The sequence below is a fragment of the Robertkochia aurantiaca genome (assembly GCF_020166495.1).
In the GTDB taxonomy this organism is placed as follows: Bacteria; Bacteroidota; Bacteroidia; order Flavobacteriales; family Flavobacteriaceae; genus Robertkochia; species Robertkochia aurantiaca.
On the sequence record NZ_JAINZS010000002.1, the window covers coordinates 322,853 to 338,899 of the forward strand.

Annotated in this window: 17 protein-coding genes and 1 other RNA gene; 13 read left to right on the plus strand and 5 right to left on the minus strand. The window is 44.0% G+C overall.

Going from position 1 to position 16,047, the window contains the following annotated elements; all coding sequences use genetic code 11:
* The first annotated feature begins 103 nt into the window (after positions 1-103).
* The 4 genes from K7R10_RS03860 (at position 104) to K7R10_RS03875 (ending at position 3,015) form a co-directional block, all read left to right on the plus strand.
* Positions 104-787 carry a cell division ATP-binding protein FtsE gene (locus K7R10_RS03860; RefSeq protein ID WP_224483367.1) on the plus strand — a complete coding sequence of 228 codons (684 nt, stop codon included), beginning with the start codon at positions 104-106 and terminating at the stop codon, positions 785-787.
* A 97-nt stretch (positions 788-884) separates the two neighbouring features.
* Positions 885-1,631, plus strand: coding sequence for a polyphosphate--glucose phosphotransferase (gene ppgK / locus K7R10_RS03865; protein WP_224483368.1), 747 nt, complete (start codon positions 885-887; stop codon positions 1,629-1,631).
* Between the two features lie 275 nt (positions 1,632-1,906).
* Complete coding sequence (locus tag K7R10_RS03870; RefSeq protein WP_224483369.1) at positions 1,907-2,224, plus strand: cupin domain-containing protein; 318 nt, start codon at positions 1,907-1,909, stop codon at positions 2,222-2,224.
* Positions 2,225-2,226: 2 nt separating this feature from the next.
* Positions 2,227-3,015, plus strand: a complete 789-nt coding sequence (locus tag K7R10_RS03875) for an SDR family oxidoreductase (protein WP_224483370.1) — start codon at positions 2,227-2,229, stop codon at positions 3,013-3,015.
* 191 nt (positions 3,016-3,206) lie between these two features.
* Here K7R10_RS03875 and typA read toward each other — a convergent pair whose 3' ends face one another.
* Positions 3,207-5,012: a translational GTPase TypA gene (gene typA, locus K7R10_RS03880; RefSeq protein ID WP_224483371.1), complete on the minus strand. Its 1,806-nt coding sequence runs from the start codon at positions 5,010-5,012 to the stop codon at positions 3,207-3,209.
* 157 nt (positions 5,013-5,169) lie between these two features.
* On the opposite strand from typA, the gene kdsA reads away from it, so the two are divergent.
* Positions 5,170-5,988, plus strand: a complete 819-nt coding sequence (kdsA, locus tag K7R10_RS03885) for a 3-deoxy-8-phosphooctulonate synthase (protein WP_224483372.1) — start codon at positions 5,170-5,172, stop codon at positions 5,986-5,988.
* A 16-nt stretch (positions 5,989-6,004) separates the two neighbouring features.
* On the opposite strand, the gene K7R10_RS03890 is transcribed toward kdsA, so the two are convergent.
* Positions 6,005-6,352, minus strand: coding sequence for a DUF1801 domain-containing protein (locus K7R10_RS03890; protein ID WP_224483373.1), 348 nt, complete (start codon positions 6,350-6,352; stop codon positions 6,005-6,007).
* A 99-nt stretch (positions 6,353-6,451) separates the two neighbouring features.
* Between K7R10_RS03890 and K7R10_RS03895 the strand changes: the two genes are divergently transcribed.
* From K7R10_RS03895 to K7R10_RS03920, 6 genes are all read left to right on the plus strand, one after another.
* Positions 6,452-6,871: an META domain-containing protein gene (locus tag K7R10_RS03895; protein ID WP_224483374.1), complete on the plus strand. Its 420-nt coding sequence runs from the start codon at positions 6,452-6,454 to the stop codon at positions 6,869-6,871.
* Complete coding sequence (locus tag K7R10_RS03900) at positions 6,871-7,674, plus strand: META domain-containing protein (RefSeq protein ID WP_224483375.1); 804 nt, start codon at positions 6,871-6,873, stop codon at positions 7,672-7,674. Before K7R10_RS03895 ends, K7R10_RS03900 begins: the two co-directional genes overlap by 1 nt.
* Positions 7,675-7,838: 164 nt before the next feature.
* The gene (locus K7R10_RS03905) at positions 7,839-8,483 is read left to right on the plus strand and encodes a hypothetical protein (protein ID WP_224483376.1); all 645 of its coding nucleotides are present in this window, start codon (positions 7,839-7,841) and stop codon (positions 8,481-8,483) included.
* A 60-nt stretch (positions 8,484-8,543) separates the two neighbouring features.
* Positions 8,544-9,551: a DUF481 domain-containing protein gene (locus tag K7R10_RS03910; RefSeq protein ID WP_224483377.1), complete on the plus strand. Its 1,008-nt coding sequence runs from the start codon at positions 8,544-8,546 to the stop codon at positions 9,549-9,551.
* A gap of 12 nt (positions 9,552-9,563) precedes the next feature.
* Positions 9,564-10,181: a hypothetical protein gene (locus K7R10_RS03915; RefSeq protein ID WP_224483378.1), complete on the plus strand. Its 618-nt coding sequence runs from the start codon at positions 9,564-9,566 to the stop codon at positions 10,179-10,181.
* A gap of 54 nt (positions 10,182-10,235) precedes the next feature.
* On the plus strand, positions 10,236-10,823 hold the full coding sequence (locus K7R10_RS03920; RefSeq protein ID WP_224483379.1) for an HdeD family acid-resistance protein: 588 nt from the start codon (positions 10,236-10,238) through the stop codon (positions 10,821-10,823).
* Positions 10,824-11,184: 361 nt separating this feature from the next.
* On the opposite strand, the gene K7R10_RS03925 is transcribed toward K7R10_RS03920, so the two are convergent.
* Positions 11,185-11,502 (minus strand): hypothetical protein, encoded by a 318-nt coding sequence (locus K7R10_RS03925; RefSeq protein ID WP_224483380.1) that lies wholly within the window; start codon positions 11,500-11,502, stop codon positions 11,185-11,187.
* A gap of 96 nt (positions 11,503-11,598) precedes the next feature.
* Between K7R10_RS03925 and K7R10_RS03930 the strand changes: the two genes are divergently transcribed.
* The gene (locus tag K7R10_RS03930) at positions 11,599-12,522 is read left to right on the plus strand and encodes a LysR family transcriptional regulator (protein ID WP_224483381.1); all 924 of its coding nucleotides are present in this window, start codon (positions 11,599-11,601) and stop codon (positions 12,520-12,522) included.
* Here the strand turns inward: K7R10_RS03930 and K7R10_RS03935 are convergent.
* On the minus strand, positions 12,519-13,727 hold the full coding sequence (locus K7R10_RS03935) for an NAD(P)-dependent oxidoreductase (protein WP_224483382.1): 1,209 nt from the start codon (positions 13,725-13,727) through the stop codon (positions 12,519-12,521). The two genes, K7R10_RS03930 and K7R10_RS03935, sit on opposite strands and share 4 nt — an antisense overlap.
* A 179-nt stretch (positions 13,728-13,906) precedes the next feature.
* Between K7R10_RS03935 and ssrA the strand changes: the two genes are divergently transcribed.
* Positions 13,907-14,309: a transfer-messenger RNA gene (gene ssrA, locus K7R10_RS03940) on the plus strand.
* A 792-nt stretch (positions 14,310-15,101) separates the two neighbouring features.
* On the opposite strand, the gene K7R10_RS03945 is transcribed toward ssrA, so the two are convergent.
* Positions 15,102-15,980, minus strand: a complete 879-nt coding sequence (locus tag K7R10_RS03945) for a pirin family protein (protein WP_224483383.1) — start codon at positions 15,978-15,980, stop codon at positions 15,102-15,104.
* Positions 15,981-16,047: the final 67 nt, after the last annotated feature.

Consider the following 16,047-nt stretch of genomic DNA (forward strand, 5'->3'; position numbering starts at 1 on the left):
GAAAATAAAATCAGGCGGATTTCAGACGGAAGAAAGCTGAAAAAAGTCTGTTTTGACACTTCGATTAAGTTCTTACCTTTACCGGAAGAACAAAGAGATTGAAATGAGCGAGACGATCCTCGAACTTCGGGAAGTAGCCATTTACCAGAAAGAAAATCTGGTTTTGAGCGAGATAACCCTTGATATTGAACAAGGTGAATTCGTTTACCTGATTGGAAAAACAGGCAGCGGAAAGAGCAGCTTTATGAAGACTTTATACGGTGATCTGCCACTCCAACAGGGGTCGGGTAGTATCGTTGGCTTTGACCTCAAGTCATTAAAAGAAAAAGACATTCCTTTTCTGAGACGAAAACTCGGGATCGTGTTCCAGGACTTTAAATTATTACCTGACCGAACGGTACATGACAACCTGCTGTTTGTACTGAAAGCCACAGGGTGGAAAGACAAAGACCTGATCGACAACCGAATATCAGAGGTCCTTAAAAAAGTAGGGATGGGCACCAAGGGTTTCAAATTTCCTCATCAGCTTTCAGGTGGTGAACAACAAAGGGTAGCTATCGCCCGGGCGTTGCTGAACGACCCTGAGCTGATCCTGGCCGACGAGCCCACCGGTAACCTGGACCCTCAGACCAGTGTGGAAGTCATGAAAGTATTACAGGAGATCAATAAGTCAGGAAGAACCATCCTGATGGCGACCCATGACTATGCTCTTTTGTTGAAATTCCCTTCAAAGACACTTAAGTGTGATGGCAGTAAGGTCTTTGAGGTGGTACAAAAAAGCGTCTGAGCTGTATCAGGCCAATAAGGAAAGTCAGCTAATCAGGAAGCCCTTTTAAAACAAAACCTTAATTTTAACCTATTCTAAAAAAAGCAGCAACACTCCAATGGAAGTACTCGGGATAGATATTGGCGGATCGGGAATGAAAGGCGGAATTGTGGATATTAAAACCGGCGAGATGATAACTGAGCGTTTTCGCATCCCCACGCCGGAATCAGGTTCTCCGAAAAAAATGGGAAAAGTAGTCACCCAGATCGTCGACCACTTTAAGTGGAACGGCCCGATAGGATGTGGCTTCCCCACCTCGATGAAAAACGGCGTTTGCCTCTCTGCCAGCAATCTCAGCGATAAATGGGTAGGCATCAATGTTGAGAATTATTTCTCTGAACTCGTCGGCCAACCCATCACCGTGATCAATGACGCCGATGCTGCTGGCCTGGCCGAAATGCATTTTGGGGCAGGAAAGAACAGAACCGGCTTCGTTTTGGTAATCACCCTGGGTACCGGTATCGGATCGGGAGCATTTTATAACGGACAACTGATCCAGAATACCGAGATCGGACAGATGTACTACAAGAAGTATGAAAATGTGGAGCATTACGCGGCTAATTCGGTTCGAAAATCAAAAGATATGAGTTTCGAAAAATGGGGTAAGCGACTCAATAACTTTTTTGAATATGCCGAACTGATCTTCTCCCCTGACCTGTTCATCATCGGAGGCGGAGGCAGTAAGTACTGGCAGGAGATCAAGGAGCAGATCGATATCAGAACAGAGATCGTTCCCGCAGAAGGCCGCAACCAGGCCGGTATTATTGGTGCAGCTATGGCCGGAAGAAGGCATAAGTTTATGTGAGACGAAGAGTCGTTAGTCGGGAGTCGTTAGTCGTTAGTCGTTAATGGAATTATGAATGGTTAATGTTTAATTATTAAGGAGAAGGAGGAGGATTATAGAATGTAGATTGTAGATTTTAGATTATAAAGATCATCACTTCATAACCTCATAACCTCATACCCCCATAACCTCATACCCCCATAACCTCATACCCCCATAACCCCATAACCCCATAACCCCATAACCCCATAACCCCATAACCCCATAACCCCATAACCCCATAACCAAAAAAAACAATGGACATCGAGCTTAAAGACATTACACCCAAAGAGATCATCAAAGGCTTTCACGGAAGACTGATACATACCGAACATACCACCATCGCTTACTGGGAAGTGGAAGAAGGGTCTGAAATCCCTGTACACAGTCACCATAACGAACAGATCATGCAGGTGACCGAGGGACGATTTGAACTCACCGTTGACGGAGACACCAGAATTTATGAAGCAGGAACGGTGGTTTATCTGCCGCCCCATGTGCCTCACGGAGGAAAAGCCCTGACACCCTGTAAAATAACCGACATCTTTTCACCTGTACGCGAAGAATACCGTTAGCCATGCATATATCTTTAAAAAATAAAAGAGCCCTGATCGGCGGCAGCAGCCGTGGTATCGGGGAGGGTATCGCCAGACAGCTGGCAGAAAGCGGGGCCAGCGTCACCCTTATGGCCCGGGACGAAGAAAAAATGAAAGCCTTGCTGAACGAACTACCCGCGGGGGAATCGCAGAAACATCAGTACCTTGTGATCGACCTTCAGAACCAGAAGAGATATGAAATGATACTCTCTGAATATGTGACAGACAACCCTATTGATATTCTGGTAAATAACACCCCCGGGCCTGCGCCAGGATACGTGAGTGAAAAAGTTACAGAAGACTACGAAGAGGCCTTTAGCCTGCTGTTTTCTTCGGTTGTCAGAGCTACCCGCCTGGTTCTCCCCCACATGCAAAAACAGAAATGGGGACGCATTATCAATGTCACTTCGGTTACGATTAAAGAGCCTAAGCCTGAATTGGTGCTGTCTAACACCATTCGTTCAAGTATTATTACCTGGGCAAAATCTTTATCACAGGAAACAGGCAAAGACGGAATCACTGTAAACAATATTCTTACCGGTTATTTCGATACCGAACGCCTGGAGGCGGTCAATGAGAAGAAGGCCGAGCGAAGCGGTAAATCCATGGAAGAACTGGAAAAGGAAATGGCAGAAAGCAACGCCGTAAAAAGAATCGGGAAACCGATCGAATATGGCTATCTGGTCGCCTTTTTAGCGTCAGATCAGGCGGCTTATCTCACCGGGAACAGCATTCCCCTCGATGGTGGATATTTAAGAAGTGTGTTGTGATGGTGAGGTAGTCAGGTAGTCAGAGGGTACGTCTTTGCGAACCACACTCAATGGGGTGAAGCAATCTTTCTACTATCAGGCTTATAACAGATTTTGCATATACATACCCTCATAACCTCATACCCCCATAACCCCATAACCCCATAACCCCATAACAAAAAAAAGGAAGCCTCACGGCTTCCTTTTTTTTGTTATCCTAATTGTTTTTCCATTCGTTTGCGTTCGTTTTCATCTAAATAGATCTTCCGCAATCTCATGTTTTTAGGTGTTACCTCAACATATTCATCCTTTTGTATGTATTCAAGCGCTTCCTCCAAAGAGAACTTGATAGGAGGGGCCAGTTTTACTTTATCATCAGCTCCTGCAGAACGAATGTTGGTAAGCTTTTTGGTCTTGGTCACGTTCACAGTCATATCATCGCCACGTGAATTCTCACCGATCACCTGCCCGGTATATATCTCTTCACCCGGATGAATGAAAAATTTACCACGTTCCTGCAATTTATCCATAGAGTAAGGAATGGATGTTCCTTTTTCCATTGAGATCAGGGAACCGTTGATACGCCCTGGGATCTCTCCTTTAAATGGTTGAAATTCGATGAAGCGGTGGTTCATGATCGCCTCTCCTGCAGTTGCGGTAAGCAGTTGATTTCTGAGTCCGATGATTCCTCTTGAAGGAATGTTGAACTTAATGATCATACGCTCTCCCTTAGGTTCCATGCTCAGCATTTCTCCCTTTCGCTGGGTTACCATTTCAACCGCTTTTCCACTTACATCTTCCGGCAGGTCGATGGTCAGTTCTTCGACAGGCTCACATTTAACCCCATCGATCTCCTTGATGATTACCTGAGGCTGTCCGATCTGCAGTTCATAGCCTTCGCGTCTCATGGTTTCGATCAATACCGAAAGGTGAAGTACACCACGACCAAAGACCATAAATTTATCAGCACTGTCGGTAGGCTGAACCCTCAGGGCAAGGTTTCTTTCCAGTTCCTTCTCCAAACGCTCTTTCACGTGTCTTGAAGTAACGAACTTTCCGTCTTTTCCGAAGAAGGGCGAATCGTTGATCGTAAAGAGCATACTCATGGTAGGCTCATCGATGGCGATGGTCGGCAATCCTTCCGGATTTTCGAAATCAGCGATGGTATCTCCGATATCAAATCCGTCAAGTCCGGCGATGGCACAGATATCTCCTGCCTCCACCATGTCTACTTTTTTACGTCCTAATCCGTCAAAGGTATGTAGTTCCTTAATTCTTGATTTCACAATACTGCCATCTCTCTTCACCAGGGAAACAGGCATACCTGCTTTAAGCTCTCCGCGTTGAAGCCTTCCGATAGCGATCCTTCCGGTAAAGGAAGAATAATCGAGAGAGGTGATCAGCATTTGAGTGGTACCTGTCTTCACTTCCGGTGCGGGAATATGTTCCACAACCATATCGAGCAAAGGTTCGATGCTGTTGGTCTGATTTTTCCAGTCGTCAGACATCCAGTTGTTCTTGGCAGATCCGTAAACGGTCGGGAAGTCCAGCTGCCATTCTTCGGCGCCGAGTTCGAACATAAGATCGAAAACCGACTCATGAACCTCATCGGGGGTACAGTTATCTTTATCGACCTTATTCACCACCACGATTGGTTTCAGTTTCAAATCGATGGCCTTTTGCAATACAAAACGGGTTTGTGGCATAGGACCTTCAAAAGCATCTACCAAAAGCAGTACCCCGTCTGCCATGTTAAGCACACGCTCTACCTCACCACCGAAATCGGCGTGACCGGGGGTATCGATGATATTGATCTTGGTTCCTTTGTAATTGACCGAAACGTTTTTTGAAAGAATGGTTATTCCTCGTTCGCGTTCCAGATCATTATTATCCAGTATCAATTCACCTGTTTCCTGGTTATCCCGGAACAGTTCACAATGATGAAGGATCTTGTCGACCAGGGTGGTTTTACCGTGGTCAACGTGCGCTATAATCGCTATATTTCTAATGGCTGTCATATCCCTATTAAAATTAAGGGCGCAAAGGTACGTTTTATTTATTTCCTAAATCTTTAAATATTCACAATTATTATGCTAAACTCCTGAGTCGGACTTCCTTTACGTGCTGTTGCTGTCTTCTTAAAAAGAGTATCTTTGCAACCTAAAATTACAGGCAATGGATTTACATAAAATAGCCCAGATAAAACACGCAGACAGCAACAACTTCTTTCTGCTCTCAGGTCCGTGTGCCATCGAAGGGGAAGATATGGCCCTTCGTATCGCCGAGCACATGGTTAAACTAACCGACACCCTGAAGATCCCTTATGTTTTCAAGGGAAGCTTTAAAAAGGCCAATCGCAGCCGTATCGATTCATTTACAGGGATCGGAGACGAGAAGGCCCTGAAAATTTTGAGAAAAGTATCGGAAACCTTCCAGGTACCAACTATTACAGATATCCACGAAAGTTCAGACGCTGCGATGGCAGCAGAATACGTAGACGTGCTGCAGATCCCTGCTTTTTTGGTGAGACAAACAGACCTGGTTGTGGCCGCTGCCGAAACAGGAAAGGTCGTAAACCTGAAAAAAGGGCAGTTCATGAGTCCTGAAAGTATGAAACACGCCGTTCAGAAGGTATTTGATGCGGGCAACCAACAGGCGATGGTCACCGACCGTGGAACCATGTTCGGATACCAGGATATGATAGTAGACTTCAGGGGAATCCCTACGATGAAACAATTTGCTCCTGTAGTGCTTGATGTGACCCATTCGTTACAGCAACCCAACCAGTCTAGCGGGGTTACGGGTGGCCGACCTGATATGATCGGAACCATCGCACGCGCAGGCATGGCTGCCGGTGTTGACGGAATATTCATGGAAACCCATTTTGACCCGGCGAATGCTAAAAGCGACGGAGCCAATATGCTACACCTTGACAATATGGAAAAACTGCTGAAAGACCTGGTAACTATCAGGCAGGCAGTCAACTCCCTGTAAATTTACCCAAGGGGTTTTAATCATACAGCATTCGTGCTTCGGTTAAAACCCCTTCCACTATTTCAGCATCGATCTCTTCCGGGAAATGATACCTTAACGAACGAACCATCTTCCGGTTCCTACCCTCCATTAAATGCTGATGCGCTTCCAATAAACTACCGCGGTTAAAACCCATATCAACATAAGTACCCGAACGGTTCAAATAACAAAAGGGTTTATCACGATAATAATAAAAGGGAATACCATATTTAAATCGAAGGTCCAGATCCTTATCGACCTTTTGCTCTATGAGCACCTGCAGCACCAATAGTATGGAACGATAGGGTTCCGGCTGGTTCAGTATGTAATTCTCAGCTGGATTCATAAATAAAACTGATGAGCCAATATAAGAAATCACCTTATACCCCGTTCGTATATGTGAAAATTTTGCAGTAAATTCAATTCAAGAAAAGCCCCTTATATCATGAATACCAAGATCATAACCTACGCGATAGCATTTTTTATGCTGTCGGGTGCCATAGCTCAGCAATCATCTGAAACCCCGCTTCCGGAAGGAAAGTGGGAACTGAATTTTATCATCGGATTGAATATGGAACTGGATGGATTGTTTCCGAAGGAAAAACCTGAGATCAGTTTTGATCAAAAAACATCAAAACTAAATGGAAATACCAGCTGTAACGATTTCAGTGTAAGCTTCAGGCAGACAGGCAATGAACTGGAGCTGGCTGAGGACCTGCAACAGACGGTAATAGCCTGCCAGGGGCCGGCGGAGCCTCATTTCCTGTATACCATAAAACGTACAGACCGTTTTAAACAGGAAGATGACTGGCTGATGCTATATGAAGGCGAGCTGCCTCTCATGCGGTTTAAAAAAACAGAGTGATGAATACCAAATTAATTTTCAGCTTTTTTATCTTAACGCTACTGATATCCTGTGCAGAGGAAAAAAAAGAAAAGCCAACCGAAAATCAAAAATTACCAGGGGTGAAACCCACCGTAGAAAATCTAAAGGAACTGCCTGATGAAAGCCCGGTATTCCGGGCACAGGGTAACGAACCATTCTGGAATCTTCACTTGTATGGTGACCGTATGCTCTTCACCTCTCTTATCGAAGGCTACGACAGCATTATTACCCCCCTCCCGAATGTGATCAGGGCAGCCGATGCGAATATAAAGAGATACAGAGCCCAGACTGAAAAGGTTCAGCTCGATGTCACCATAAATCAAAAGCCCTGTGAAGATACGATGGCAGACCGTTCATACAACTACACGGTTACGGTAAGAATCGGTCTTACAGGCGATGAGAATTTTCACGACCTTAAGGGATGCGGGAACTATAACACCGATGAGAGACTCCACGACATCTGGGTGCTGGAGACCCTTGGGACCGATCAGCCTGCCGACGATTACTTTGCCAGGGAACTTCCGAATCTTGAGATCAATGCCAACGAAAACTCCTTTGTAGGTTTTACGGGCTGCAACCGGATGCGAGGCACTATTTTCAGCGAAGGGAAACTGCTGAGATTCACAAACATCACCACTACCCGCATGGCATGCCCCTTCACAGAAGGGGAAAATGAATTGCTGCAAAGGCTTCGAAAGGCCACCTCATATGAGATCAGCAATAACCGGCTCCGCCTATTCAATCCCGACTCCACCCTGCTTACCTTTAAAAAAGTCGATTAAATGGCATAACTCTCATTTCGTCCAAGAAAATCATACTTACGAAAAATACTGACAGTAAATACGATATAATTTCGTAGCTTTAAAACACGAGTAACTGTGCCCCTTTTCTGACCAGATTACAGACCTGTACATGTTGGAATATAAATGAATCCAAAACGATTATTATGAAATACCTTTTTACAATTCTGGTCATGGTTTTTCTTGTCGGCTGCGGGCCAAGTACGTCCATTACCGGATCCTGGAAGAACGATGCAGATCTGAGTTCTAAATCTTATAACAGCGTATTTATCGTCGCATTGACCAGAAATGTTCCCGCCAGAACCTTGGTAGAGGATGAATTAGCCTATTATGCTGAAAAAAACGGCTTTGAAGTACATGTGAGCCACGAGGTTTTCCCCGGTAAATTCTCTGAAAGCACTCAGCCTTCCAAAGAGCAGGTAATGAAAGCTATACGGGAGACCGGGAGTAATGCTATTTTTTCTATTACCCTGATGGACAAGGAATCGGAACAACGATATGTACCTGGAAACACTAATTATGCCTACGGCTATGCACCCTACCGATATGGGTACTATGGGAATTTCTATGGGTACTATAATGCAATGTACCCAGTCACTTATAACCCGGGATACTACACGACCGATAAAATATATTATATAGAGAGCAATCTATACGATGCCGAAACTGAAAATTTATTGTGGTCGGCTCAGTCAAAGACCTATAACCCGTCCAGTTTGGAAAGTTTTGTCCAGGATTATTCTGAGGTTCTGGTTAAAAAACTTATCAGTGACGGAATCTTAAAAGAGTAAAATCCCGTTTAATTTACATTGGCTATTGCTATCAGACATAGAGCTAAAGGTCACCTATTCATGGCCCTCTGCCTGCTACATATTCTTATACCTCTAAAAATACAAGCTCAGCAGGATACATTAATTCTTAAAAACCAGGACAGGATCATCGGGCAGGTTAAAAGTATGATCAATGGAGTTCTGACCATAGAACCTGATTACAGTGATCAGGACTTTAAAGTTACCTGGCTGGATGTTTTGAGCCTGAGAAGTTCTCAGCTTTACCTGATAACTACAAGAACAGGCAATAGAATCAACGGTTCTCTGAGAACCCGTGACACCGATAGTGCGACTGTTACAATCAAAAACCTCAGTGAAGAAATGACGCTTCCCTTCAAAGAGATTGTATTTTTAAAAGCCATTGAAGACAGTTTTATCTCCAGACTTGATGCCTCCTTATCGATCGGTTTTAATTTTACAAAATCCAATAATCTCAAGCAGCTAACCATGCGCAGCATCGTTAGCTATACCGGGAAGAACTGGTCAATGAACTCTTCTTTTAATACCATTTCCAGTCAACAAGATGGCATTTCGAATACGCGACGCACCGATGCCAATATCGGAGCAAGCTATCTCTTAAAGGATGACTGGTACATTTCTGTGAATGCCGACTTCCTTTCAAATACCGAACAGCAGCTCGACCTTCGTGTTGCTACCCGGGCAGTTGCAGGAAGTTATTTGATCCACTCTAACCGTATCTATTTCTTATGGGCATCTGGTTTGGCGTGGAACAATGAGCGATTTGACGATGACTTAGACACAAAAAGAAATAGCCTGGAAGGAGTGCTGGGACTGCAGTTAGATGCATTCGATATCGGTGATCTAAACATATTTACCAGCTTATTTGCTTACCCAAGCATTACCCAGAGCGATCGTTTGAGATATGATTTCAAAATCGACCTGAAATACGATCTGCCCCTCGACTTCTTCATAAAAATCGGATATACTCAAAACTTTGATTCACAACCAATCGCCGACGCCTCGAAGAATGATTATGTATTGCAAACAACATTTGGATGGGAACTTTAAAATATATTGATAATGAAAAATAAATTCGCTCCGGTTATAAACATTATTCTAGGTGGGGTATTTTTTCTCGTCCCCTTGTTTCTCATCTTCATAGCTGGAGTGAAGGCTCTGACCATATTCAGACCCCTTGGGAAATTAATTGCAGACAAGCTTGATTTAAATGGCGGATGGAGTGTATTTTACATAGACCTGATGTGCTTCCTCTTACTGCTTCTCATCTGTTACCTGGCCGGACTTTTACTCAAAAAAGGACTTTTACGCGAATGGAGCGGAAATGTGGAAGAAAACCTCTTCTATCTGTTACCTGGCTTACAAAGACTGAAATACAGCCTGATGGGTGAACGAAAATATACAAAAAACCAGATATGGCAACCCATACTGTTTAAAGAAGACATCTATTACAAGGTAGGAGCCATAACCACCCCTGAAGACGAAGAGTATGTTTCGGTTTTCATTCCCGACTCCCCAAGAATGGATGCCGGGGAATTACGAATATACCCCCGTAACGATCTGGAATATTATGAAATTGATTTTAAAACCATGGTAGATGGCATTAGACATTACGGCAGAGGCATATCTGTAAAAAAGGCTTTGAATGAAAAGCAGATAAAGGGCCAAGACCTGAGTTAAATCACTTAAAATGATTAATTTAACAATTATTTTACAAATAAAAACCGATCAATTATGTTAAAAGCACTAGCCAACAGCTGGAAAACACTTGTTTTCAAAGGTATTTTAATGGTCATTCTTGCGATAATATCTTTTTCGATGCCAGCAGCCACCGCTGCCTCCATTGTAATATGGATCGCAGCACTGATCGTTCTCGACGGGATCATTACCCTTGTAACCGCCATAAGCGAATGGAAAACCAGGGAAGATCGCTGGAGATTTGTTCTTGAAGGTGTTCTGAGTCTTGCATTCGGACTTATCCTTCTTTTTACACCGGGTATAACACTCTTATTCATCGGACTCATGATCTCATTCTGGTTTATACTGACCGGGATCAACAGAATCGTAATGGGCATTCGTCTTCGTAAAGAAATCGAAGGTGAAGGATGGATTATCTTTAATGGAGTTCTGGCCGTCCTGATAGGCGGAATAATTGCTGCACAACCTTATGTGGGCATCACCTCTCTCATTTGGTTACTGGGCTTCGGTTTTTTATTGGGAGGAATCGCACTGATTACTCTCGGTTTGAAATTCAGAAAAGGGAAACATAAGATCTCAGAAAAATTTGAAGAATTACGAGATGACCTGAAATCAGGTTCCTGAAAACCTGAAGATACTCCTGACTAAAAGAGTAAAAGGGTATAAAAGCCGTTCTGATAACAGGCTTTCAAACTCAAAAAAGAAAACCCGGGCCAGCTACAGTTGGTCCGGGTTTTCTTTTTTCATTTTCATAACAATTTCTAAAAAAGTACAAGGACTAAAGCCTGAAAAAGACCTGTCCTGTTCCCGCTAAAGCCAATTGAAAAAAAGTACAAAGATAAACTTCGAACTGTTTCCTGGGACTCCTGGATCGGTATCGATCTGGACAGCCGGAATCCCACGGAAGATGAGAGAACAGGAAGGTCAGCTTTTTATGAAACTCCGCACGCCGAAAACAAAACAATCAAACGGGGAGATCAGTGACTTATTTGTAAAGACTGATGCTGATGTCACTTTTAATACGGAACTTATAGCCGTTATCCCTGGCCTCTTTGATCAACTCTTCCACCTTTTCCTGGGCTGCACGTAGCTCCTTCACCCTGTTTTCAGAATGAGCGGTATCTCCGTTAAAACGCTCCTTTATGCTTAAGATCTGGATGTTGTGGAACCGGATCTTGTCACTCAGTACAGAAAACAGGATTTCTGCTGCTTCACCAGGAGTATAGTGCCCTTCGATCAGCTTTATGGTATCCTTCTTTTCAACGTTTACTTCTTTTGATTTTGTAACTGTTGCTGCTTGCATTGTTTTGCGATTTAAGTTCCATGCAAAAATGCCAATTGTTTTTGATTAAATTTTATTTATATTTAATATGTAAAACATTAAAATATTTAATACTCCATGGATTATACGCTGAATCAGTTACGTATTTTTCTGAAAGTAGTGGAGCTCGGCAGCATAACAAAGGCGGCCGAAGAATTATACCTCACTCAGCCCGCGGTTTCCATTCAATTAAAAAACCTGCAGGACCAGTTCGAAATTCCACTGACCGAAGTTATCGGAAGAAAGCTCTACGTGACACAATTTGGTCATGAAGTGGCTGAATCTGCTCAAAAGATCATCGAAGAGGTTCACCAGATGAAGCACAAAACCCTTTCCTATAAAGGTTATGTTACCGGTGAATTACGTATAACCATTGCATCGACTGCTAAATATGTAATGCCTTATCTGATCACTGACTTTCTCAAATTGCATCCCGGTATCGACCTGATAATGGATGTAACCAATAAAACCAAGGTAGTCAAAAGTCTGGAGCGAAACGAGGTTGATTTCTCCATGGTGTCGGTATTACCGGAAAACCTCAATATAGACCGTATCCAACTAATGCAAAACAAACTCTACCTTTTCAGCAGCGGGAATGATGAAAAGCAAATCGAAGGTCCTGATGATCTGAAAGACCTGCCGCTGATCTACCGGGAAAAGGGTTCGGCCACCCGTGCGGCCATGGAAGAATATATCGCATCCCATAATATTACGGTTTCCAAAAAAATGGAACTAACCTCGAACGAAGCGGTTAAACAGGCGGTCATGGCCGGGCTCGGTTACTCGATCATGCCTCTTATTGGCATCAGGAATGAGATGGGTGCGAAAAGCCTGAGACTTATCCCCATGCAGGACCTGCCGGTGGTTACCCACTGGAACCTGATCTGGCTAAAAGATAAAAAGATGTCTCCCGCAGCCGCCGCTTACCTGGAATACCTCAAGATCAACAGAGACCGGCTTATCAAGGAAAAATTCTCCTGGTACGAAGCCTATATTCATTAACGGTCTGCACCGTCTACGTAGTCCTGCAGATAGGCATACCTTTCCGTGAGTTTCCCGTCCCGGGTCATGCGGGCACGCTCAAGAATACCGTCTTTGTCATCATTGAAGAAGGCCGGGATCACCCGTTCCACAAAACTTTTTCCAAATCCCTGGCTGGCATCAGCCGGTAATTCGCAGGGCAGATTATCTACCGCCATAACCGCGATGGCACCCTCTTTTTTAAAGTCGACTTCTTCCTCATTTTTCGGGTCATAACCATATACCGGATCTGCGATTGTCGAAGGTCTTATGGTACTGGCCACCGGGCCGTCTATATCGCATGAGATATCTGCCACCACCCTGATACGAAATTCGGGGTCTTTGGCATCTTCACGGGTAAACAGAAATGGTGAACCATCTCCGTAGAAATGCCCTGCTATGAACATATCTGCCGTGCGGGCGAACTTCATGAAGTCTGACTCATAGGCTTCCGGATGTTTGTAAAAATCCTTTAGACTTCCCTTCTTACCGTCCTTACGGCTGTTATAATCCAGCGCATCTATCTGGCAATACACAGGGTGGTCATACGTATTCTCCAGAAATTCTGCCGCAGGAACATGTTTGACCCCCATGGCATCAAGCATTTCTTTAGCTCCTCCTCCTACCCGGCCCATCCCGGTGAGTACGATTTTAATAGGCGCAAGGTGAATACGGTTAAGCGCGTCGATCAACGCCTGCTGATCAGGAAGCTCTTCAGCTTTAGGGAGCACGAAATCTCCGGTTTTTAAACCGAAGGCCCGAATACCGTTATAGGCACCCACGATTCCTGCATAGCGTCCGAAGGCAACCAGTCGCTTGCCGTGAGTACCTGTGATGACCTCATGATCGTATAATTCTATATTCTTATCCAGTATGGCTCTCAACAGCTCCCGGTTATAAGGCTGCTTTTTAATGGTATGGGAAAAGAAGAAATATTTCTTATTTGGAATCAAGGCGTCGACAGGAACCTCTTTCACACCCAACAGCACGTCACAGGAAGACATCTCTTCACTGACACGAGCTCCTGCCTTTTGATATTCCTCTTCAGAGAAAGCACGAATATCTGAAGGCTCGACCAGTATCTCAGCCTGCGGATACTTCTTCATTATGGTCTTACAGGCCTTGGGCGGTAGTACTACTCTGCGATCGGGCGGATTCTTGCGTTCTTTTATGATTCCAAACTTCATATGCTATACTTGGTATAAATTTTGCTCTAAAATAATGTGATGAACAGGAATGCACAAGAGTTTTTGAAATTGTGTTACATTTGTCATCCGTTTTCAGAGTTGATGAATGTTTTGAAATGATCTGTGTAAGGTAATTCAGTTTATTTCGACTAAATCATCTGATTCTTTGACATATCAATGGGGTCGACTGGTTTTGACAGCGAGTCTAATTGAGTTGTAAGCATGCAGAGCGCTGGGATATAGCTCTTAAATCTCATATTTCACACTTTTTTAAATGGCGAGAATAACTACGCTCTTGCTGCCTAATCTGAATTCATAGTAAGATTTTTGGCCACGTCCCTGTAAGACAGGGAGGCGAGATGTCTCTGGGAAGCCCTTGTTGATGGCGTCCCATTTAGAGGCACCATAAAAGTCAACATAGAACTTGTGTTGCTTCGTCATGAGTTCAAATCTCAAAGAAGCTAAGCGTGTAGTAGGCTGTTTCCGGTCAGCTGCACGTCGACAATCAATCGGAAACTAAGCATGTAGAAAGCAACTGAGTTGCTTGTTTGGACGGGAGTTCGAATCTCCCCGACTCCACAATCACTCACAAACCCCGCAGCCGATGGCTGCGGGGTTTTGTGTTTTATAAAGCTGAGCCAAGCTCGCTTGAGCGAAAGCTGAAGAAAACACAAAACCGGCAAAGGTGAAACCTTTGGCTGGGGTTTGTAATTGCAAAATGGGAGGCAGTGGAGATCAACGAGGAGCAACAGCGACGAAGGTAATCTCCCTAAGGAAAACGCTACAAGAATAGGATATTCTAATAAACAGCAGTTACAACAATAACTCCCTCCCTCCGTGGCTATGCCACGGTATCCCCTCCCCGAGAGAGGGGAAGAATAAAATTCTTTCAACATAGGAGAATACTTTAGACAAGGGTTTGTAATTGCATGCCGGTTCCGGGCAGGTAAACACAATGGGAGACAATGGAGATCACGAACCACAAAGTGGTGAGTAATCTCTAGTTGAATATAAACCCTTTATAAGTAAAACTGCCAAGACAACAACACCCTCCCCTCCGTGGCACTTCCACGGTATTCCCTCCCAGAGGGAGGGGAAGAATAAAATTCTTTCAACATAGGAGAATGCTTTAGACAAGGGTTTGTAATTTCCTGCCGGTTTCGGGCAGGTAAACATAATGGGAGGCAGTGGAGATCACCGGGGAGCAAAGCGACGAAGGTAGTCTACTAAACAAAACAGTAATATGACTGCCTTTTACCACGGAGGTGGACCTTCGCGGGAGCGGGGGGGGTATCTGGATTATTAATCAGCTGTTAAATCATTGATTTTACCATAATGTCAGCGAGGCTCACCACCGCGTTTCCGGATAGTGACCTATTCTTCTAAAAAGCCAAACTTTCCATTTTTATAATCGTCAAAGGCTTGCATCAATTCTTCCCTGGTATTCATTACAAAAGGACCTTGCGCTGCGATTGGCTCGTCAATAGGTTCGCCACTCAATACCAGAACAAGAGCATCATCAGTAGCCTCTACTTCAAAACTTTCACCATCGTTCGCCATTAATACCAGATGATCTGTTAAGGCTTCTTCGCTATTATTTAAGATAATAGGCCCCTCCAAAACCAATAATACCGTATTAAAGTTCTTTGGTAATACAAAGTCTGCTTTTCCACCACGTTTTAATTTTGCGTAATACATGTGAATCGGACTAAAAGTCGAGGCCACACCCTGAATTCCTTTATAGGCGCCGGCTATCACCTCAATCGCTCCTTTCTCGCCCGACAATTCAAATCGATTAATCTGCTCGTTTTTAATAGCCTGATATTTCGGGCGGCTCATTTTGTATTTTGCCGGAAGGTTGACCCAAAGTTGTACCATTTGAAATTCACCCCCTTGCTTACTCCATTCCTTCTCATGATACTCCTTATGCAGTACGCCGCTCGCAGCGGTCATCCATTGAATGTCTCCTTCACCAATAACACCTCCACCGCCGCTACTATCATGATGCTGAACCCGCCCTTTATATGCAATGGTAACCGTTTCAAAACCTCGATGCGGATGTACTGCAACCCCTTTTGGTTTATCACTTGGTGGAAAATAAAAGGTCGAATTGTAATCCAATAATATAAAGGGATTCATACGCTGCATATCCAGTCGAAATCCACTGGGTATGAAATTATGTACTCTGAAACCGTCACCTACAAAATGGGGTTCTTTCGGACCAGCAATTAATTCTACAGTTCTCATCTTCATGTCTTTTATAATTATACCTCAAAATTACATGAGAAGATCAGGCTTTACATTGATGTATGGTAAGAAG